At 56.9% G+C, this 20,684-nt stretch carries 16 protein-coding genes; 8 read left to right on the forward strand and 8 right to left on the reverse strand.

Annotation, left to right across the window (positions count from 1 at the left end; translation table 11 throughout):
• Positions 1-202 precede the first annotated feature (202 nt).
• Positions 203-916 carry an SDR family oxidoreductase gene (locus BLU05_RS02330; protein ID WP_091877573.1) on the forward strand — a complete coding sequence of 238 codons (714 nt, stop codon included), beginning with the start codon at positions 203-205 and terminating at the stop codon, positions 914-916.
• Positions 917-1,216: 300 nt separating this feature from the next.
• Here BLU05_RS02330 and BLU05_RS02335 read toward each other — a convergent pair whose 3' ends face one another.
• On the reverse strand, positions 1,217-1,912 hold the full coding sequence (locus tag BLU05_RS02335; RefSeq protein ID WP_091877575.1) for a winged helix-turn-helix domain-containing protein: 696 nt from the start codon (positions 1,910-1,912) through the stop codon (positions 1,217-1,219).
• 108 nt (positions 1,913-2,020) lie between these two features.
• Positions 2,021-4,609, reverse strand: coding sequence for a cell cycle histidine kinase CckA (locus tag BLU05_RS02340; RefSeq protein ID WP_091877577.1), 2,589 nt, complete (start codon positions 4,607-4,609; stop codon positions 2,021-2,023).
• Positions 4,610-4,947: 338 nt separating this feature from the next.
• Here BLU05_RS02340 and BLU05_RS02345 point away from each other — a divergent pair, with 338 nt between their 5' ends.
• A complete protein-coding gene (locus BLU05_RS02345) occupies positions 4,948-6,030 on the forward strand; it encodes a flagellar biosynthetic protein FliO (RefSeq protein WP_091877579.1) in 1,083 nt (360 codons plus the stop codon).
• Positions 6,031-6,099: 69 nt separating this feature from the next.
• Here the strand turns inward: BLU05_RS02345 and dksA are convergent, their stop codons facing one another.
• On the reverse strand, positions 6,100-6,516 hold the full coding sequence (dksA, locus tag BLU05_RS02350) for an RNA polymerase-binding protein DksA (protein WP_091877580.1): 417 nt from the start codon (positions 6,514-6,516) through the stop codon (positions 6,100-6,102).
• 373 nt (positions 6,517-6,889) lie between these two features.
• On the opposite strand from dksA, the gene BLU05_RS02355 reads away from it, so the two are divergent.
• From BLU05_RS02355 to BLU05_RS02370, 4 genes are all read left to right on the forward strand, one after another.
• Positions 6,890-7,405, forward strand: coding sequence for a SixA phosphatase family protein (locus BLU05_RS02355; protein ID WP_091877581.1), 516 nt, complete (start codon positions 6,890-6,892; stop codon positions 7,403-7,405).
• Positions 7,406-7,496: 91 nt separating this feature from the next.
• On the forward strand, positions 7,497-8,960 hold the full coding sequence (locus BLU05_RS02360) for a YcjX family GTP-binding protein (RefSeq protein ID WP_091877583.1): 1,464 nt from the start codon (positions 7,497-7,499) through the stop codon (positions 8,958-8,960).
• Positions 8,957-10,039, forward strand: coding sequence for a YcjF family protein (locus tag BLU05_RS02365; protein ID WP_091877585.1), 1,083 nt, complete (start codon positions 8,957-8,959; stop codon positions 10,037-10,039). The genes BLU05_RS02360 and BLU05_RS02365 overlap by 4 nt, the downstream gene beginning before the upstream one ends.
• 108 nt (positions 10,040-10,147) lie before the next feature.
• The gene (locus tag BLU05_RS02370; RefSeq protein ID WP_091877587.1) at positions 10,148-10,684 is read left to right on the forward strand and encodes a hypothetical protein; all 537 of its coding nucleotides are present in this window, start codon (positions 10,148-10,150) and stop codon (positions 10,682-10,684) included.
• Here BLU05_RS02370 and folK read toward each other — a convergent pair whose 3' ends face one another.
• Positions 10,685-11,209 (reverse strand): 2-amino-4-hydroxy-6-hydroxymethyldihydropteridine diphosphokinase, encoded by a 525-nt coding sequence (gene folK, locus BLU05_RS02375; RefSeq protein ID WP_091877589.1) that lies wholly within the window; start codon positions 11,207-11,209, stop codon positions 10,685-10,687.
• Positions 11,209-12,045: a dihydropteroate synthase gene (gene folP / locus BLU05_RS02380; protein ID WP_091877591.1), complete on the reverse strand. Its 837-nt coding sequence runs from the start codon at positions 12,043-12,045 to the stop codon at positions 11,209-11,211. The genes folK and folP overlap by 1 nt, the downstream gene beginning before the upstream one ends.
• Before the next feature lie 137 nt (positions 12,046-12,182).
• Between folP and BLU05_RS02385 the strand changes: the two genes are divergently transcribed.
• On the forward strand, positions 12,183-12,797 hold the full coding sequence (locus tag BLU05_RS02385) for a DUF922 domain-containing Zn-dependent protease (protein WP_091877593.1): 615 nt from the start codon (positions 12,183-12,185) through the stop codon (positions 12,795-12,797).
• A gap of 44 nt (positions 12,798-12,841) precedes the next feature.
• Here the strand turns inward: BLU05_RS02385 and BLU05_RS02390 are convergent, their stop codons facing one another.
• The 3 genes from BLU05_RS02390 to BLU05_RS02400 form a co-directional block, all read right to left on the reverse strand.
• The gene (locus BLU05_RS02390; RefSeq protein ID WP_091877595.1) at positions 12,842-13,870 is read right to left on the reverse strand and encodes an NAD(P)/FAD-dependent oxidoreductase; all 1,029 of its coding nucleotides are present in this window, start codon (positions 13,868-13,870) and stop codon (positions 12,842-12,844) included.
• A gap of 100 nt (positions 13,871-13,970) precedes the next feature.
• Complete coding sequence (locus BLU05_RS02395; RefSeq protein WP_091877597.1) at positions 13,971-14,291, reverse strand: 2Fe-2S iron-sulfur cluster-binding protein; 321 nt, start codon at positions 14,289-14,291, stop codon at positions 13,971-13,973.
• A 123-nt stretch (positions 14,292-14,414) separates the two neighbouring features.
• Positions 14,415-14,789, reverse strand: coding sequence for an Hpt domain-containing protein (locus BLU05_RS02400; protein WP_227986384.1), 375 nt, complete (start codon positions 14,787-14,789; stop codon positions 14,415-14,417).
• Between the two features lie 301 nt (positions 14,790-15,090).
• On the opposite strand from BLU05_RS02400, the gene BLU05_RS02405 reads away from it, so the two are divergent.
• Positions 15,091-20,232, forward strand: coding sequence for an apolipoprotein A-IV repeat region-like domain-containing protein (locus tag BLU05_RS02405; protein ID WP_091877599.1), 5,142 nt, complete (start codon positions 15,091-15,093; stop codon positions 20,230-20,232).
• The last annotated feature ends 452 nt before the right edge of the window (positions 20,233-20,684 follow it).

Below are 20,684 nucleotides of genomic sequence, written 5' to 3' on the forward strand. Positions count from 1 at the left end.
AGGTGCACAGCATCACGAAGGTCGAACGGTCGATCATGGGCAGTATCTTTCACCACAATATCAATGATTTCAAGGGGTGGCCGGATTCAAAACATCATCCCGGTTCAAAAATTTTGACCGATACGCCCGGCGAAATTCGTTTGCGCCCCGCCTGTTAATCAAAGATGCTCCGCGGCAGTTAAACGATAGAATAGGATTTCGCATGACCGACACTTCACAAGCACCCGTAGCAATTATCACCGGCGGCGGACGTGGCATGGGCGCAGGCATTGCCCGCGAGTTGCACGCGCGGGGCTATCGCCTTGGCCTGATGTCGCCCTCGGGCAGCGCTGTCGAGCTGGCAACGGAACTTGGCGCTATCGGCATCAAGGGATCAGCCGGGGAAGCCAAAGATCTGGAAACGCTGGTTGAAAAGACGGTTGAAGCCTATGGGCGCGTCGATGCGGTGGTCAACCACACGGGTCATCCGCCCAAGGGTGATCTGATTGATATCACTGACGAAAAATGGGCCATTGGCAATGATCTGATGGTGCTCAGCGTCGTGCGCATGGCGCGTCTGGTCACGCCTTACATGTTGAAACAGGGCAAGGGCTCGTGGGTCAACATCACCACGTTTGCTGCATTCGAGCCAAGCCTCGTCTTCCCGGTATCCTGCGCCTATCGCGCTGCTGTCGGTGCCTATACGAAGCTTTATGCGGATCGTTATGCCGCCGACAATATCCGCATGAACGCGCTGCTTCCGGGCTTCATTGACAGTCTTGAGCACAAGCCCGGTACGGAAACCGGTATCCCGATGAAGCGTCTGGGAACCATGAATGAAATCGCCAAGACAACGGCATTCCTGCTTTCAGACGATGCGGGGTATATCACTGGTCAGAATATCCGCGTCGATGGCGGTATCACCAAACACGTTTAAGCGATGGTTTGGGCAGCATTGGAGAGTGCTGCCCATTACTGTGCGTGCGTTGGGGGCGTGGTTCGTGGTTCGTGGTTCGTGGTTCGACAAGCTCACCATGAGGGAGAGGGGTGATGCAACGATAATCGCAAAGATTACAAATCCACAAAGGTTACAGATCACAAAGATTGCAGATCAAAACGGTTGCAGCGCAAAGATTGCAGAACCTTGCTCCCTTTCATCCACTCTCTCCCTCATGGTGAGCTTGTCGAACCACGAACCACGAACCACGAACCGCAACCACACGCTCCGTCCCTTAATCTATATGAGATTGACACCAAGGGATTCACGCAAATGCCTCTGGCCATTGGGCGTCACTGACACCGCGCGGGTGCCTTCCACGCGTCTGATCCAGTCCTTGTCAAAACAATGGCTGCACAGCGCGGCACCAATGGCACCGGCCAGATGCGGGCGACGCTCGCTCCAGTCGAGACAAGGGCGGCACAATATGCGCCCCTTCTTCTGCGTGATTGCGCTGACATCCATTCCCAGCCGGTCAAACAGCGACATGCCGGTATCCGTCAGTTCACCCGCATCAAGCCCAAGATCAAGATGTCCTGCCCCGACAAGCGCATCGGTGATGGAAACGCCGAGCTTTCCCGCCAGATGATCGTAACAGGTGCGCCCTGCCCGCAAGGCTGCATCCTTTGGCCCGGTTCGTACAATTTTGGTACTCGTAGCGGGCGTTGCAACCTGCATGATGCTTTCGATCATCTGCGCAACTGCGGGTGATGCCAGCCGGTGATAGCGATGCCTGCCCTGCTTTTCTACCTGTAGGAGCCCGGCCTCGGTCATGCGCATCAGGTGGCTGCTGGCGGTCTGGGCGGTGATACCGGCGAGATGCGCCAGTTCAGTGGCGGTCAATGCCCGACCATCCATCAGGCCGGTTAACATGCTGGCGCGGCCGGGATCTCCGGCCAGCGCAGCGATTTCGGCAAATCTTGCATTGTTCGACATGGCACTCTTCCGTGGTTGCTTCCCACAAATTCTGGTGCATCCACGGCCAGAATGCTTCGAAAACGCTCGAACTATCAAGCGCTCCTGACATGGAGCAAAGCGTCCAGGTTATTCGCTTTCCAGCATTTCCTTGACCGACGTCGCCAACTGCTTCAGCGAGAACGGCTTTGGCAGGAAGCCGAATTTGGCATCCTCAGGCAGGTTACGGGCAAAGGCATCTTCTGCATAGCCGGAGACGAAGATGAACTTGATATCCCCGTATTCCTTGCGCAGTTCGCGCAGCAGCGTCGGGCCGTCCATTTCGGGCATGACCACGTCGGAAACGACGATATCGACCTTGCCGTCGAGTTCCTTCATCACCTCAAGCGCTTCAACACCGCTGGAAGCCTCGTGCACCGTATAGCCACGCGATTGCAGCGCGCGAACACCGCCCATGCGCACGGCATCCTCGTCCTCGACGAGAAGCACCGTTGCGGAACCGGAAAGATCAGTGGCCTTCTCGGCTTTCTTTTCCTTCTTCGGTGCTTCAACGGCAACGACTTCGCCCGCCTCGTTGAGGACAGGTGCTTCGACGTGGCGCGGCAGGAAGATGCGGAATGTCGTGCCCTTGCCGAGTTCGGATTCGCAATGGATCGAACCGCCAGTTTGTTTGATGATGCCGTAGACCATGGAAAGGCCAAGGCCCGTGCCCTTGCCGACTTCCTTGGTGGTGAAGAACGGTTCGAAAATCTTTTCAATAACCTCAGGCGGCATACCCGTGCCGCTATCCTGCACCTCGACCAGAACATAATCGCCCGGAACAAGATCGCGGTAATTCAGCCCGGCGCTTTCGCTTTCGTTCATATTGCGCGTACGGATCGTGAGATCGCCGCCCTCCGGCATCGCATCGCGCGCATTGACGGTGAGATTGACCACCACCTGCTCGAACTGGCCAAGATCGGCGCGCACCGGCCACAAATCGCGGCCATGTTCGATCTTGAGGTTGACCTGCGTGCCCGCAAGCCGCGTCAGCAGCATACGCACATCGGCAATGACATCGGTGAGATCAAGCACCTCCGGCCGCAAAGTCTGGCGGCGCGAGAAGGCCAGCAACTGGCGCACCAGCGATGCGGCACGGTTGGCGTTCTGCTTGATGTTCATAATGTCGGCAAATGAGGGATCGGACGCCCGGTGATTGGTCAGCAACAGGTCTGATGACATGATGATAGCGGTCAGCACATTGTTGAAGTCGTGTGCGATACCGCCTGCAAGCTGGCCGACAGCCTGCATTTTCTGGCTCTGGGCCATGGTGGCTTCAAGCGCTTTCTGCTCGGTGGTTTCAACCACGGAAACAATGGCAGCTTCCTCGGCGCCCTCTTCCGAACCCGCATCAAAGACCGGGCTGATATAGAAGCGCAGATGGCGTTCCTCATGCCCGGGAATAACCGTATCGACAGGCGATATCTCGGCCTTGCCGGCAAAGGCAGCGGCAAGCGCCCGGTCGAAAGCCTCGCGGTCGCGCTCATGCACGACGGTTTCAAGCGGTGTGCGCCGATCGATGGCATCGCGGTCAACAACGGGCGAGAACAGACCAAGGAAGCGCGCATTGGTGCGCAGAATCTTGCCTGAGGCGTCCACCGCGGCAATCGCCATGGAAGCGGAGTTGAAAAAGCGGGTAAAGCGCACTTCGGCGGCGCGCAACGCAGCGGAATTGTCTTCGCCCTCGGCGCGGTTCAGCACGATGGTACGGGTCGGACCGCGCTTGCCATCGCGCTGGGCCTGTACGCGGTGATAGAAGCGCACAGCGAGGCTTTGGCCGTTTGCCTTGGCAAGATCAAGATCGATAACCGTATTGCGGCTGGTGCCCGGCTCTGTCTTGACGGCATTGATCAGCGCCATGCCATTACCCGCAACAATATCGCGGACGGTCATTGAACCCGGCGTAAATTTGGTCAGATCAACCCCGAGCCATTCGGCAAGCGTGGCATTGATGTAAATGATGCGCCCGTCGGGATCAGCCGAGAAGAAACCAGCCGGAGCGTGGTCGAGGTGATCAATTGCTTCCTGAATATCCTGAAAATAGCGTTCCTGCTCGGCGCGCTCGGTGGAAATATCAGCAATCTGCCAGGCAAAAACCGGGGCAGTCTGGCCCGGAATACCTGCAACAGCGCGGGCTTTCACCCGGTACCAGGTCGGAACAGGCTCGCGCGCCGGATCGAGCGGACGCGACAGACGCAGCTCCTCCTGACCGGACACACCGTCCCGCACCGCATTGGCGAGCCGGTAAATGGGATCAGAAGCTGCGCTTTCACTGGAAAGAATATGCTCAATCGCCTGAACATCGCTTGAATTGGTAACGCCCGTCAGCTGGGCATAGGCCCGGTTGGCATAAACAATGCGGCCTTTCTGGTCGGTAACAACGGTTCCTTCAGGGAACGTATCCACAAACGCCCGTGTCAGCTCATCGCTGGTGCCGCGCGGGGTGAACTGGATGACATTGATGGCCGAGCCGAACAGATAAAACACGCCGGTCATGGCGAGTGTGCCAAGAAGCCCAAGCAGGAATTGCTGGCCCAACTGGTCACGATAGATGAAATAGAGGATGGAAACGCCCACCAGCAGCACGCCAAGGATGACAAGACGCAAGGCGGCTTTGGTCGACTTGGTATTGGCGATGATCGGCTCTGGATAAAGATCGTTGTTCGTCTCTTGAGACATGCGTCTCAAACCCCTTCTTTTCATCGCGGAAGCTGCCCGGGCAGGCCACAATATTCTGAACCGGCTGAGATCCGTATGATCAATGCCGGTTCCGATTCGTTTGGATCATATCTTTGATGCCGTATAAACCCCAAGCTTGCAGAAGTGACTATTATTCCACGATTTCGCGAAGCAATTGCGGCGTGAGATCAGCCGGGGTGAACCGATAGCCACAGGCGTAACCATGCATCAGGGTTGCAGCAAGCAAAAGCTGGCATTAGTGTCGCACAAAATTATACTCCGGGTTCCATGTCGGGGGACGTGCGTTTTGGACCGGAGTCTGTAAAGGAGAGTTCGTCATGAATAACTGGCTGGTCGGTATTGTCGGCGAAACCGCTGCCCCGATTGTCGGGTTCGTCCTGCTTTTCGCTTTGGTCATCGTCCTGTTGCTGCTGGTCTTCGCCGTCCTGCGGCGGGTAACCGGCGGAACCTTCGTGTCAGGCGGGCGCAACCGGCAGGTCCGCCTTTCTGTCACTGATGCCGCTGCTGTCGATAACCGGCGCCGGCTCGTTCTGGTGCGCCGCGACGATGTGGAGCACCTGATCATGATCGGTGGCCCGAGCGATCTCGTCATCGAACAGAACATCCGGCAGTTTGCCAAACCCCAGTCGCGTGTCGAACCTGCAGCGACCATCACTCCGGCAGAAGCAGAGCCAAAGGCCGAGACAAAGCCAGTTGAAGCGTCTCGCCCGCTACCCGTCGCTCCCGCGCGTGTTTCACCGCCCATTACACCCGTTGTCAGGCCCGCCGTCCCTGCACAGGCTGCTGCACCGCATATTCCCGTTCGCCCGGCGGCTCCCGTTCAGCCTCCAGTTCCGCCGCGTGAAACACCGCAGCCGGAGCATCAGCGTCCGATTGCAGCGGCAGTACCACTACCGCCTATTCCGCCCATGCAGCCCATCCCGCCCGTTGCTGCCGCTGCGGCGGCGGTCGTATCTGCCCCATCCGCACAGGAACCGGCAGAAGCTCCATCTCTGGGCGCACCGCAAAGAGACAATGGCTGGCAGCGCACGGCGTCACCTTCGTTCGGTACGGCCCAGCGCAGCGAACCGCATATAGATGCACTTCCCCATTTCGAAGAGACGCGTCCGGAACCGGTAACCTCAGCTGAAACCAGAACGACCACAGCCGCAGCTTTTCCGTTCTCCGTGCAGAACCTCAAGCCTGCTCAGGACGAGGCGTCGCTGGATATCCTTGGACCAGCGAAACCGGAAGAGCCCGAGATCAATCTGGCTGACCTCAATTTCGACGATGCATTCGAATCCGATCTGGAAGGCGAACTGCATGTCACGCCCGATGAAGAGCCCCGCAAGGAGCCCGGTAATATCGAGGACGAAATGGAACGTCTGCTCGACGACCTCTCCAAGCCTGAGAAACGCTGATTGGTCATACCCCAAACAATAAAAAGCCCGGAATTTTCCGGGCTTTTTATTTGGTTCATTGAGATCGCATCAATCGTCGCGGTAAACTTTCTCGCGTCGCTCGTGACGTTCCTGCGCCTCAATGGAAAGTGTAGCAATTGGACGTGCATCCAGACGCTTCAGACTGATCGGATCACCGGTCTCCTCACAAAACCCGTATGTCCCGTCGTCGATCCGCTGCAAGGCAGCATCGATCTTGGAGATCAGCTTGCGCTGGCGATCACGCGCCCGCAATTCGATGGCACGGTCAGTTTCTGACGACGCACGATCAGCGATATCTGGCAGGTTCGCATTTTCCTGCTGCAGGATTTCAAGCGTTTCGCGCGCCTCCCGCAGAATGTCATTCTTCCAGTTGATTAGTTTTTCACGAAAATAGGATTTCTGCCGATCACTCATGAAAGGCTCGTCATCCGTGGGCTTATAGTCAAGATCGATAAGTTTATTCATCTTTGAATCACCCTGCACCTATGAGACGCGAGGAGGCCTATATAGGTTGTGTCACAAGGCGGCACAACTACAAAACGACAGGCAAGAGCGGGATTCGAATAACGCCATTTTGCTTAAATAATCGGCAAATAATTTGCCAAATACAGTGTCTTTGAACCCCAAAAAGCGGAAATTGCGCCGAAATCACCGTTAATCCGCGGTTTTAATGGCCCGACTCGCATGACGCAATTTGACTATTGCCTCACAGAAATGCAGCCCGCCCATAAATAAGACAGGCCGGTTTTGCACAATTATTTGAGAATTGCGTCATTTGTCGCAGAGGTTTATCCGTTATTTGTGTCCTAAAAGGAATAACGACACCTTGGAGTTAAAGATGAGCCAGGTCTATTTACTCCGACATGCCAAAGCAGTCTGGCCATCTCCGGGACAGAAAGACTTTGACCGGACGCTGGATTCATCAGGTGTTGAATCGGCAACAGTTCTCGGCGAAGAGATGAAGCGGGCCGGATTGAAGCCGGATATCATTATCTGCTCGACGGCGGTGCGCGCCCGTCAGACACTCGAACATATCAACCTGAAAGCACGGCTGGTTCAGGAAGAATTGGAAAAACTCTATTCCGGCACGGCAGACAATTACCTGATGGCCATCCGCATGGCTGGTCTGGAGCATGAAAGTGCCGGCTCTGTTATGCTGGTCGGCCATAATCCGATGATGGAAGATGTGGCCATTGCCCTTGCCGGGCGCGGCGATCCGCCTGCCCACCCCACCTTTGCCGCCGGTTTTCCAACGGCTGGGCTGGCCGTGATCAATTTCGACAGTCCATTGGCGGAAATCCGTCCGGGAACTGGCACGCTGGCGACGTTTCTTTCACCTTCCGAACACCTCTGAAAAAAGCCAACTTCTTGTCATTAGACGTGTGGCCCCTATATCCGGCCACAGACTTGCATTGGTAACAGGGCGAAAGCGCAGGACGATTGACTTGGGAACACTGACCACACTGACCGACGAAGCAAAGATCGCGCTCGATACTCTGGCGGATCGCACCACAGCGCTGGTTTCCCCCTCGCTGCGGCTTGGGGTCACTGGCCTTTCCCGGGCAGGCAAGACAGTTTTCATCACGGCACTGGTGCACAATCTCATCCATGGTGGCCGGTTGCCATTGTTCGAAGCGCAAAAGTCCGGACGTATCGCCAAAGCCTATCTCGAAGAACAGCCAGATGATGCGGTGCCGCGTTTTCAATATGAGGACCATCTGAAAGCCCTCATCGAGGACCGTGTCTGGCCCGACTCAACCCGGGCAATTTCCGAGTTGAGGCTGACCATCGAGTACGAATCCGCCTCGATGTGGAACCGCATGTTCTCCGGCGGCAAACTCTCGGTCGATATTGTCGACTATCCCGGCGAATGGCTGCTTGATCTGCCGCTGCTCAACAAGAGCTTTGCTGAATTCTCCAAGGACTCGTTTGAACTCGCCCGGCTTGAAAACCGGCAGGAGCTGGCAAGCGAATGGCTTGCCGAGGCGGATAGCATCAATCCCGATGCACAGGCCGACGAGGTGACCGCCCAGCGCCTCGCCCGTAGTTTCACCGGTTATCTCAGAGCTGGCAAGGCAGACGAGCGCGCGCTCTCGACATTGCCACCCGGTCGCTTCCTGATGCCCGGCGATCTTGATGGATCGCCCGCTCTCACCTTTGCACCATTGCCTAATGTTGGTTCAGGCAAACATCGCTCAGGCTCGCTGGTCGCCATGATGGAGCGCCGCTACGAGGCGTACAAAACCCACGTGGTCAAACCGTTCTTTCGCGAACACATTGCGCGGCTGGACCGGCAGATCGTGCTTGTCGATGCCATGCAGGCGATGAATGCCGGAACCTCGGCCATAGCTGATCTTGAACGCGCTTTGACCGAAATTCTCTCGTGCTTTCGTCCTGGAAGTACCAATTTTCTCACCGGGCTTGTGCAGCGGCGTATCAGCCGCATTCTGATTGCTGCCACCAAGGCCGATCATCTGCACCATGAAAGCCACGACCGGTTGCAGGCGATCGTTCGCCGTCTCGTCGACCGCGCTGTCAGCCGTACCGATTTTTCCGGCGCAAATGTTGATGTGCTTGCCATGGCAGCCGTGCGCACCACACGCGAAGCTACGGTCACACAGGGCAAAGAGATTCTGCCCGTTATCATCGGAACACCGCTGAAAGGCGAAACCATCGACGGCGAACGCTTCGACGGCAAGACAGAAACCGCGATATTTCCCGGTGACTTACCGGAAAAACCGGACTCAATTTTCGAAGGACCGGAATCAGTTTCTGAAGACCCGGCTATTCGCTTTGTCCGCTTCCGTCCGCCAAGCCTCGAAAAAACCGCGGAAGGGTTTACACTTTCGCTGCCGCATATCCGGCTTGACCGGGCGCTTCAGTTCCTGATCGGAGATCGTCTCGCATGACCGACAGCAACCTACGCAAACCCGCCGCCTTCCGCATTGACCCGCCTGTTGTAAACCAGCGCGCAAAGACCGAGACGGCACCAAAGCCTGAGGCCCGCAGGCCAACAGCGATAAAGGATATCGCCGTCATTACGCCAGCGCCGGTTGATGTCTTCGATCTGGACGCTGACGCGGCGGGCGAACTCGACGCCTTGACCCCGCCACCGGCTTTGCCACGCAAAAAACGCCTCTCCTTTGCATCCGTATTGACGGGCGCGCTGGGTGTCCTCGTCTCCCTTGCTGTTGGCCTTTGGGCCGACAATCTCATCCGCACATTGTTCGAGCGCGCACCATGGCTTGGCTGGGTAGCGCTTGCTGTTGGTATTGTCGCCGCGCTCTCGCTTCTGGCTATCATTATCCGGGAAGGCCTTGCCCTGCGCCGTCTGGCATCCGTGCAGTCGTTGCGCGATGAAGCGGCAAAAGCAGCTGTTGATAATGATGCAAGGCAGGCCAAGGCCGCCGTCGCCCGGCTCGTGACAATCGCCGAAACCATGCCCGCCACGGCGAAGGGCCGCGCCCTGCTGCATGATTTGCGCGATGATGTGATCGACGGGCGCGACCTCATTCGCCTGACGGAAACCGAGCTGCTGCGCCCGCTCGACCGGCAGGCGCGCGAAATGATCCTCGCCGCATCCAAACGCGTTTCGGTTGTTACTGCCGTTAGTCCACGCGCGCTGGTTGATATCGGCTATGTCATGTTTGAATCCGCGCGCCTGATCCGTCGCCTGTCGGAACTTTACGGCGGACGCCCGGGAACGCTGGGTTTCCTCAAGTTGACCCGCAATGTGATCGCGCATCTGGCTGTTACGGGCACCGTTGCCATGGGCGACAGCATTATCCAGCAGCTTGTTGGTCATGGTCTTGCAGCAAAACTGTCGGCGCGTCTGGGCGAAGGCGTCATCAACGGTATGATGACGGCACGCATCGGCATCTCGGCGATGGATCTGGTCCGCCCTTTTCCGTTCAATGCGGAAAAGCGGCCGGGAATTGGCGATTTTATCGGGGACCTCGCCCGCATTGGCGGTGCAAAAAAAGAATAATCCTGTGGACGGGGTTGCAATTTCGGCAGGAATAGCAACCATCCGTTAACCATTCCAACCGATGATCGGTCATCGTCATTTCAATGATTTGTGTTGAGTATATCCCCAATGAAAACACGCGCAGCTGCCGCTACCCTGTCTTTGTTCGCCTGCGCGCTCTTCGCGTTTTCAGCACAAGCCAAGGATAAAGACGCAGAATTCTTCCAGACTGTGGAAGGCCAGTGGGTCGGCCCCGGCGAGATCGTCGCGGGCAAATACAAGGGTACGAAATTTACCTGTACGCTCGATGGCTCAACGCCTGACGAGACCGCTGGCATGACGCTTGATGGCAATTGCCGCGTTGGCATTTTCAACCAGCCGATGAAAGCAACCATTGCCCGCAGCGGCGGCACCTACAAGGGTACGTTCCTCGATGGCGCATCTGGCAAAGGCCTTGATATTACCGGTGGCAGCGTCTCCGGTGATCGCGTGGTGCTGAATATCACCCGCAAGCAATTGACGGGCGCCATGCTGGCCAAGTTTACTGGCGATAATCAGCTGAACGTCACCATTTCGGTACGGCTTGAGGACACGCTGATCCCGGTCGTCGGAATGACCCTGAAGCGCGTCGACAACACCGCCGTCGGCAGTATCGTCAAGAACTGACTATTCGGCCCTGCTTTCAAGCCACCAGCCCGCGTCTTCGCGGGCTTTTTCTATGCCGGAACGATCACATAATGCTGCCCACTCGGCGATGCGTTTCCCATTGACCACAAGATCAGGCGCAACATCGCTGAGCGGCACCAGCACAAAGGCCCGTTCGGTCATGCGCGGATGGGGGAGCGTGAGGTTCAGGCTTTCAACGGGTTTCCAGTTTTCATAAACGAGCACATCAATATCGATGATACGCGGCCCCCAGCGCTCAATCCGTTCACGTTTCATGTGGCGCTCAATATCGAGGCAGACGGCCAGCAAATCCTCCGGCAGCATGGATGTTTCCACCTGCGCGCAGGCATTGTGAAACCACGCCTGATCGGTTTTGCCCCATGGCGGGGTGCGATAGACAGGCGAAACAGCGGCGACACGCGTATCATCGCGCGCATGCAGCGCCTGCAAGGCCTCAGCCATCGCCTGTATGGGTTCGCCGATATTGCCGCCAAAGCCAAGCCACGTTCTGTATCTGATGGTCATTAATCAGCGCTCCGCTGTTGAAGGATTGCATCCGTCATGACAAGCGCATCCCGGTTCGTCTTGACGTCATGCACCCGGAAAACATCCGCTCCGGCCAGTCGCAGAATAGCTGAGGTGGCGGCGGTTGCCGCATCCCGCTCATCCGCCTCCCGTCCAGTAACGGCACCAAGAAAGCGCTTGCGCGATGTGCCAGCCAGAAATGGATAACCGAAAGTCTTGAGTTCACCGAAACGCCGGATCAGCGCCAGATTCTCTTCGGTTTCCTTGGCAAAACCAAACCCCGGATCGAGCACGATCTGGTCATGTGCCACACCTGCAAGCTTGGCGATCTCCAGTGACCGGTTGAGAAATGCGAACTGATCGACGATCACGTCAGGGTCACGTTCCCTTTCGCGGCCCGTGTGCATGATGACAAGTCCGGCGCCCGTCTTAGCCGCAAGATCGGCAATCGCCGGTTCGCGTTGCACACCCCACACATCGTTGACGATATGCGCACCGGCTGCAACGGCCAGCCGTGCGGTTTCTTCGCGATAGGTATCGACCGAAATCAGGACGTCGGTTTCTTTTGCGAGTGCCTCGATGACGGGAAGCACCCGCGACTGTTCCGTTTTGGGATCAACCCGGGTGGCACCCGGACGGGTCGACTCACCACCGACATCGATGATCGCAGCACCCTCGGCAATCATCGCCCGTGCGCCCTCTATTGCCTTATTGAGTGCAAGATGTACGCCGCCATCGGAAAAGGAATCCGGTGTAACGTTAAGAACACCCATAATGACGGACACTGGCCCGAGGGTCAGGGATCTTCCATGCGCCAGACGCCACTCTCTTTGCATAGGGATGCTCCTCTGATGAATGCAGAAACTGTTTTTGAACAGAACAATCGCCGCGTCAATTCATCCGCAACGTTTTTGGTCCTAGAGTATTGTAAGCTTGATCAGGCAGGCTCGTCAGAAACGAAGGACCGATCCCCATGAAGACTATCTTGAGAATGGCGGCTTGCGCATTCGTATGTCTGTTTGCGGCGCAAAGTGCCAGTGCAGCGGTGGTCCTGCGCAAATATGAGTATTTTACCCTGTCGGGCAAAACCGCTGCTGATCTCGACCGTGAACTCAGCCGTCGCGGCCCGCAAATACACAAAACAGGGCAGCGTCATCCCGGCGCGACGCAGATGCGTTTCAATACCAAAGTCAAATATGGTTCCGACGCCAAAAGCTGCCGGGTTGTCGAGGCTGATATCACCATCCATGCCCGTGTGCATCTGCCACGCTGGAAGCAGCGTGCATCGGCCAAGCCCGACCTTGCGCTGATCTGGGACACGCTTTCAGCCGATATCAAGCGCCACGAGGAGAGCCATATCATTATCGCCCGCACGGCGGCATTTGATATGGAGCGGGCGTTCAAAGCCCTGCCTTGGCGCAGTAACTGCGACGATATGAAAAACGATGCTGCGGCTCTGATGACCAAGCTGATGCAACAACAGGACGCAGCGCAGGTCCAGTTCGACCGGGTAGAAGGCAAGAACTTTGAACGCCGTTTCGAGCGGCTTCTGGTCTTCCGGCTCCAACGGCAAATGGAAAAGAAGTGATCAAGGAAAGAACCGGCACGTCTGTGCCGGTTCGTCGTTAAATTCTATGAGTGCACACCAAGCTTTTTCTGCAGGCTTGTGGATGAGGTCGTGTACTGGAACACCACCCGCTCACCGGGGCTGACGATCCGCTTGGCCGCCTGTGTCATCAACGCTGCCTCGTGGAAGCCCGATAGAATCAGTTTCAGCTTGCCCGGATACCAGTTGATATCGCCGATGGCGAAAATCCCCGGTTCGGATGTTTCAAATGTCTCGACATTAACCGGAACGAGGTTCTCATGCAGATTGAGCCCCCAATCGGCAATAGGCCCGAGTTTCATCGTCAATCCGAAGAATGGCAGCAGACGTGTGACGGGAATTTCAGTTTCGCCCTCGGCGGCCTTGATCGTCGCGCTTGAAAGCTGACCGTCCTCACCCTTCAGGCCTGAAATCTGCCCAAGCTCGAAACGAACGCTGCCGCTTTCAACCAGCTCGAACATTTTCTTGACGCTATCGGGCGCTGCGCGAAACTCGGCACGGCGATGCACCACTGTCAGACTACGGGCGATAGGTTGCAGATTGAGCGCCCAGTCCAGCGCCGAATCGCCGCCGCCGACAATCAGCAGGTCTTCATCACGGAATTCCTCCATGCGGCGCACAGAATAGAAAACGCTCTTGCCCTCAAAGGCTTCAATACCGGGAACCGGCGGGCGTTTCGGCTGGAATGAACCACCACCGGCGGCAATCACCACCACTTTTGTTTCAAAAATCTCGCCTTCATCCGTCTCCACATGGAATTGACCATCCGGCTGGCGTTCCAGCCGGGTCACCATGCGGTTGAAATGGAACTGCGGTGCGAATGGCTTGATCTGCTCCATCAGCTTGTCGGTCAGCCCCTGCCCGCTGATTTCGGGCCAAGCCGGAATATCATAAATAGGTTTTTCCGGATAAAGTTCAGCACATTGGCCGCCGGGGCGATCGAGAATATCAATGAGATGGCATTTGAGATCATAAAGGCCAAGTTCAAACACGGCAAACAGGCCAACTGGCCCCGCGCCAATGATCACAACATCCGTTTTCGTCATTTCACTCATCGATATTTCCTCATGACATGCCAACATACTATTCCACACCGGCTTGCGGTCGGGAATGGAGCATTTCTAATCGGTCGATGAGAAAATATCAGCCTAAATATTAGGCTTGACGTTCCGGAACATGGACGACGAGCCCGTCCAGTTCATCAGAAACGCGGATCTGGCAGGACAGACGCGAACTCGGGCGTACATCATAGGCAAAGTCGAGCATGTCTTCTTCCATGGCCTCAGGCTCGCCGGTCACATCTTTCCACGCATCATCAATATAAACGTGGCATGTGGCGCATGCACAGGCACCGCCGCACTCGGCGTCGATGCCCGGAACCGCATTGCGGATGGCATTTTCCATCACTGTCGAACCGTTTTCGGCGTCCGTATCAAAGCGGACACCGTCGAAAGTGACAAATGTGATCTTTGCCATGAAAAAAGCCCCAAGCAGAAAAGTTACCGCTGAGATAGGGATTTGGACAGGGAAGTCAATTGCACTCCCTGACGCAGCCCAGACCTTGCTAAGGTCAGGCTGCTAGCGCGTAACCGCTGCTAACTAGCGCGTGATCGCTGCTATATAGTCGCGAACATCGATAATTTCAGGGCGAAGTTCGTTCACCAGCTTTGCATTGCCGGGAGATTGTTCGATTGATTCGGCAATATCGGCAACGCGAAAGGCACCGACGGCACGCGCAGAACCCTTGAGCGATTTGGCAAGACGAACGCGTTCATCGACATTTGCCTGACCAAGCCGATCAACGATCGTGCAAATCTGCCGGGAAAACAGGCTGAGGATTTCGGTCTCAAGCGCCCTGTTGCCAAATGTTTCGCGGGTAAGGTGTACGAGATCGATAGGTCGCTTGCGTGATGGTTTGGATGTTTCGCCGCCCGGCAACGCAAATGCCATTGACGCTTGTTGTGGCAGTGCCATTATACTCTCCTGAACACAGACTCGAATGAATGCACAAGTTTAATCACTTGCCTGGTATTCTGGGTTAAAGCATGGCGGCTACCCCCCGAATTGGCCTGACGTGGTGAACGAACGGTTAATTCAGGCATTCGGGCAAAATTTGGATTGGCCCTCAAAAATTAACCTTGTGTTTAAACTTTTAAGCATTTCCCGAATCCATTGTTTCTTTCCAATCCATGTGCCAGTACGATAGACTTAAGGCGTAAAGAGTATGGCGCGGTCGACTCCACATGTGGTCGCTGCCCAATATTGCGAGGTAAACATGGCCACAGCCCCGAAGAATAAAGTAGCGAAAGCCGAAGATGAACTCGGTGAAGCTCTTGAAAAGGCTCTAGAAATTGATTTCGATGAGTCGACACTCGGCATGGATATGGATCTTTCGCCGATCGACGACGATCTGATCTCTTTTAACGATCTTGAGGCCCAGATTTCTCAGGCCGCACAGGAACTGGCAGCGGAAAAACACACGCCGCCGGTGGTGCCTGAACCTGTGAAACCCGTGGAAATCAAGGAAACCCTTGCCACGCAGAACACGATTCCGCTGCCTGCCCCCAAGCCGCAGATCATGGCTGCCAACCCGATTCCCGCCGCCCCGCCCGCGCCGCCAAAGGCACCGGCTGTGCCGCCGCAGACCTTCAAGCCGGCAAATGATGATTTGCTGCAAAACACCCAATCAGCCATCCGCGCAACAGGTTCGCTTCAGGCGCCGCGCTCCTATGGTCTCGTTACGGCTATCGTCAGCATTCTTTGGGCTGCCGGGGTTATCGCACTCGGTCAGGCCATTTACGGCTCGTCCCTATGGTCGATTCGCTCCTTCGCCGATTTTGCTGCCGCGCCGCACGCCATTGCGCTTGCGGTCGCGATTATCGTTCCGATCATGCTGTTCTGGGCCTTTGCCCTGATGGTCCGCCGCGCACAGGAAATGCAATACGCTGCACGTTCCATGGCCGAAGCTGCAATGCGCCTCTCCGAGCCGGAAATGCTCTCTTCCGACCGCGTGGCCTCGCTGGGCCAGGCCGTTCGCCGTGAAGTCGCCGCCATGAGCGAAGGTGTTGAACGCACCCTCGCCCGCGCCGTTGAGCTGGAAACGCTGGTACAGACCGAAGTAAACCAGCTGGAACGCGTCTATACGGACAATGAACACCGCATCCGTACGCTTGTTGACCGCCTCGGCGGTGAACGCGAATCGGTGATCGGCCATGCCGAACGGGTTCGCGCCTCGATTTCGAGCGCGCATGAGCAGTTGAAGGATGAATTGTCCCTCGCTGGCGATTCGCTACGTGACAATCTGCTCAACGCTTCGACCAATCTCACCATGTCGATCAGCCAGTCGGGCGACTCGCTTATTGATCGTCTGACCCAGAGCGGTCACACGATTGCCGAGTCCATCGGTTCACGTTCCGACGACATCTCAGCCAAGATCACCACTTCGGGCGAAGCCTTTGCAAATCTTTTGGAAATGCGGATTGCGGCTCTCTCCGAACAGACCGATTCGGTCACGATGAAACTGGCCGATACACTGGATGGCCGCACCAACAGCATGCTTTCGCTGCTTGGTAACGCCACCCAGACGCTGGTCGGTGAATTTGATACACGCCTTGCCGGATTGGACACCACGATCAACGACCGTGGCCGCTCCCTGCTGGCAGAGTTCGAAACCCGCGCCCAGTCGCTGGATGCAAGCACCGAGCGCCTGAATTCGGCTCTCGAGGCCCGCGCGCGCCAGATCAACGAACAGTTGATCGAACGTACCCGCGACATCGCCAAGACCTTCACCGATGGCCGCGCCTCAATCGACGGTATTGTCGATGAGACAAAGGCGAAGATCGGCAACGATCTGTCGAGCCTATCGGAATCCGTTGGAAGCCTCTTGTCAGCCAATGCCTCGACCTTTGCTGACAAACTGGCCGAAAGCCGCGATGCCCTCGCCGCAACCCTGTCGGGCGAAACAGAACGTGCCGCCTCGATCATTCGCGACCAGGCCGGACAGCTTGGCGATCATACATCGAGCCTGCGTTCCGCTCTCGAAACCAGCACGGCGGCCATCGGCCAGATCATTGATGGCCATACGGCGTCAATTGATGACCGTGCGGCCGGCCTGCGCTCTGCCCTTGCGGATAATGATGCCCGCATCGGTGCAACGCTTGATTCCCACGCCAAGGCCATCGAAGACCGCACATCGGGCATGCATGCCGCATTCTCCGATACGGACGAAAAGATCCGCCAGACGCTCGACGAACATGCCCGCAGCATCGATGCCCGCAGTGCTGGCGTTGAAGCGGCGATCCTGGCTGGCGATGCCCGCATCGGCCAGACGCTCGACGCCCATGCCAAGATCATCGATGATCGCACATCCGGTATGCGCGCCGCCTTTGTCGACACGCACGCCAAGATTGCCCAGACTCTTGACCATCACGCCAAGAGCCTTGATGAGCGCAATCAGGACATCCAGCTGGCTCTGGCTGGCAGCGATGCCAAGCTTGACGAAACACTGGCTGCCCACACGCAGGCCATCGACGCCCGCAATGCGGAAATACAGTCAACCCTGCTCAACAGCGGTGCGCGCATTGATGGCACGCTCAACGGCTTCATCGCATCCGTTGATGGCCGCACAAGCCGCATCGAAAGCGCATTGACCGGCAGCGATGAGCGCATCAGCAATGTTCTGGCATCCCATGCCAGCGCTATTGAGGATCGCACAGCGGGTATCGAACAGGCGCTTGCCAATAGCGATACACGCATCGGTAATACGCTTTCCTCCCATGCCTCGGCATTGGATGAGCGCACGGCAGCCATTCAGGCAGCGCTTGAAAACACCCACGCGCAAATCGGCCAGACCCTTGCCGGTCATGCCTCGGTTATCGATGAACGCACAGCGGGTATCCGTTCTGTCCTCGACAGCAGCAATGCGCAGATCGGCAGCGTGCTCACCTCGCACGTTACCGCCATTGATGAACGCGCAGCAGCACTGCGGGCAACCCTCAATGACAGCAGTGCCCAGATTGGCGATACACTTGCTACGCATGTTGGTGCGATTGACGAACGGGCAGCGGCCGTCACGGCGGCGCTTGCCAACAGCAACGCCAAGATCGGCAATACGCTTGCTTCGCATGTCAACACGCTCGACGAGCGCGCGGCAGCAATTCAGGCAACGATTGCCGATAGCAATACCGGTATCAGCGACACGCTTGCAGCACATATCAACACGATTGATGAGCGTGCAGCGGCGATTGCAGCGACCCTTGCCGACACGGATGCCCGTATTGGCGATACGCTGAACAGCCATGCCAGCGTATTGGATGACCGTATCAGCAATATTCGCGCAGCCATGGAACAGGGCAATGCGATCATCAGCCAGACCCTCGACGGTCAGGCAGGGGCAATCACCGATCGCACTGTTGCCTTGCAGGCCGTTCTGCAGGATAGCGCCGATGTACTCGCCAAGGCCTTTGAAAACCACGGCGGCACCATCGACGAACGCACCACAACCATGCAGAGCGCGCTCGCCATGGGTGTCGATAATGTCCGCAAGTCGCTTGAACAGAGCGCCTCGGTTGTTGCCCGCACCCTGCGCGAAAAGATCACCGAAGCCGCTTCCACTCTTACAGGTGAAGCACAGAAGGCCGGTGAAGCGCTTGATGGTCATGGCGAGGCATTCAGCCTGCGCATGAACGAAAGCCTTGCCGAAACCGAAAAGCGTCTTGGTCATCGTGCAACCGAAGCTGCCGCTAATCTGGAAGCTCTGGAAGCCCGCTTCACGGCCGCCACGGATTCGACAGCATCGAAGCTTGCCGAAAGCACGCGCGAACTCAACGAAGTGCTTTCTGCCCGCTCGCAGGAAATCATCAGCATTCTCGACAACACGGCACAGCCGCTGGTTGAGAGCCTTGCTGATAATGGCCGCACTCTGGCTTCACAGCTTGTTGAAGCCACCACAGCAGCCACCGAACGCCTGCGCGTGGAAAATGCGGCGCTGATCAATGCCATTGCCAGCCGGACTGCGGAAACCATCACCGCCGTTCAGCAGGCCAAGGCAGGCCTCACCGATGACGTGAGCAACCTGATCGACCGCCTTTCCTCTTCCAATGCGAAGCTGGGCGAACTGATCGATATGGCCACCAAGAACCTCGGTGACATTGACGGACGTCTGCTCGACACGACAACAACCTTTGCTGAAAATGCAACGCGTGCTGCCGAGTCCTTCGAGACCTCGACACGCCTCATCGATGGCAATATCGGCAAGCTCTCGCAGCTGTCCAACGTGACACTTGTGGACATTGCCTCCATCGCCAAGCGTTTTGACGAACATGGCAAGATGCTGGGTGCAGCCTCCGAACTGATCAACTCGTCCCAGTCGAACCTCGCATCAACCTTTGATGACCGTCAGGTTGCCTTGCAAAATCTGGCAGCAGGTCTTGTGGAGAAATCCGAGAGCGTCGAAAAGACCATGCGGTCGTTCGAATCCCTCGTCTCCTCCGCTTTCGACCGCGCAGAAGGCCGTGCCACTCAGACAACCGAACAGATCCGCAATTCGATCTCGGAAGTTGTCGAACAGGCATCGCAGAAGTTCGCCAATGCGACGGACGAAATTCGCCGCTCCTCAGCTGCTATCCGCGCGGAACTCGAAGAGACCCGTTCGGAACTGCAGCGCGGTGTGATGGACATGCCTGAGGAAGCCAAGCAGTCGACTGCACAGATGCGCAAGGCGGTTTCCGAGCAGATCAACGCCTTGAAGGAACTGTCGGAAATCGTTCAGAAATCCGGACGTCTGACAGATGTTGGCGAAGCACGGGCAGCCCGCGCTCCCGCTCCTGCCCGCGTGGCAGCGGCAGCCGCTCCGGCTCCACAGCCGCGCAGCGAACCTGTCGCCGCTCCTCGCGCAGCAGCTCCAGCCCCTGCCGCACCGGCCCCCGCCATGCGCGGCAGTCTCGATGCCCGTGGCAATGCCGAACAGCCAAAGCAGGGCAATGGCTGGGTTTCCGACCTGCTCCGCCGCGCTTCCAGTGACGAAGCACCGGCTGAACCCAAGGCAAAGGCGCCTGAAGCCCGCTCGCCCGGTCAGGTGGTTGAATCGCTGAACTCACTTTCAGTCGATATCACCCGTGCGATCGATCATGAGGCTTCTGTTGAACTCTGGCAGCGTTATCGCGCCGGTGAACGCAATGTGTTCACCCGCCGTCTCTACACGCTGAAGGGCCAGCAGACCTTTGACGAGATCAAGCGCAAATATCAGGCTGATGCCGAGTTCCGCCGTGCGGTTGACCGTTATATGGACGATTTCGAGCGCCTGCTCGAAGACGTGGCCCGTAACGATCGCGACAATGTCGTCACGCAGAATTACCTCACATCGGATACAGGCAAGGTCTACACCATGCTTGCGCATGCGAGTAACCGCCTGCGTTGATCTGAGAACGCTCTGAACTGAAAAACGCGGCCTTCGAGCCGCGTTTTTTGTTTGTGGGAGGTGGTGGGGATGGTTCGTGGTCGACATAACAAGCATGAGGGAGAGTGAGGATGCAACGATAGTCGCAGAGATTGCAGCGCAAAGATTGCAGAATAAAGCTCCCTGCAACCCACTCCTCTCCCTCATGGTGAGCCTGTCGAACCACGAACCATGTTCATGCAAAGTGAATTTGTTGATGAGATACCGATCATCCTCAAATGGCATCCAAACTCATCTGCACTTACTATTGCGCGTGGTTCGACAAGCTCACCATGAGGGAGAGGAATGGGTTGCAGGGAGTCTAGTTCTGCAATCTTTGCGCGCTGCAATCTCTGCGATTATCGTTACATCCTCACTCTCCCTCATGGTTGTTATGTCGAACCACGAACCACACACCCATCCCTCACACACCA

Origin of the sequence: Phyllobacterium sp. OV277 (genome assembly GCF_900104355.1) — a bacterium.
In the GTDB taxonomy this organism is placed as follows: Bacteria; Pseudomonadota; Alphaproteobacteria; order Rhizobiales; family Rhizobiaceae; genus Phyllobacterium.

Coding starts and splice junctions, on each gene's coding strand:
- BLU05_RS02330 (WP_091877573.1), top strand. CDS start 203: ATGACCGACACTTCACAAGCACCCGTAGCAATTATCACCGGCGGCGGA.
- BLU05_RS02335 (WP_091877575.1), bottom strand. CDS start 1,912: ATGTCGAACAATGCAAGATTTGCCGAAATCGCTGCGCTGGCCGGAGAT.
- BLU05_RS02340 (WP_091877577.1), bottom strand. CDS start 4,609: ATGTCTCAAGAGACGAACAACGATCTTTATCCAGAGCCGATCATCGCC.
- BLU05_RS02345 (WP_091877579.1), top strand. CDS start 4,948: ATGAATAACTGGCTGGTCGGTATTGTCGGCGAAACCGCTGCCCCGATT.
- dksA (WP_091877580.1), bottom strand. CDS start 6,516: ATGAATAAACTTATCGATCTTGACTATAAGCCCACGGATGACGAGCCT.
- BLU05_RS02355 (WP_091877581.1), top strand. CDS start 6,890: ATGAGCCAGGTCTATTTACTCCGACATGCCAAAGCAGTCTGGCCATCT.
- BLU05_RS02365 (WP_091877585.1), top strand. CDS start 8,957: ATGACCGACAGCAACCTACGCAAACCCGCCGCCTTCCGCATTGACCCG.
- BLU05_RS02370 (WP_091877587.1), top strand. CDS start 10,148: ATGAAAACACGCGCAGCTGCCGCTACCCTGTCTTTGTTCGCCTGCGCG.
- folK (WP_091877589.1), bottom strand. CDS start 11,209: ATGACCATCAGATACAGAACGTGGCTTGGCTTTGGCGGCAATATCGGC.
- folP (WP_091877591.1), bottom strand. CDS start 12,045: ATGCAAAGAGAGTGGCGTCTGGCGCATGGAAGATCCCTGACCCTCGGG.
- BLU05_RS02385 (WP_091877593.1), top strand. CDS start 12,183: ATGAAGACTATCTTGAGAATGGCGGCTTGCGCATTCGTATGTCTGTTT.
- BLU05_RS02390 (WP_091877595.1), bottom strand. CDS start 13,870: ATGAGTGAAATGACGAAAACGGATGTTGTGATCATTGGCGCGGGGCCA.
- BLU05_RS02395 (WP_091877597.1), bottom strand. CDS start 14,291: ATGGCAAAGATCACATTTGTCACTTTCGACGGTGTCCGCTTTGATACG.
- BLU05_RS02400 (WP_227986384.1), bottom strand. CDS start 14,789: ATGGCACTGCCACAACAAGCGTCAATGGCATTTGCGTTGCCGGGCGGC.
- BLU05_RS02405 (WP_091877599.1), top strand. CDS start 15,091: ATGGCCACAGCCCCGAAGAATAAAGTAGCGAAAGCCGAAGATGAACTC.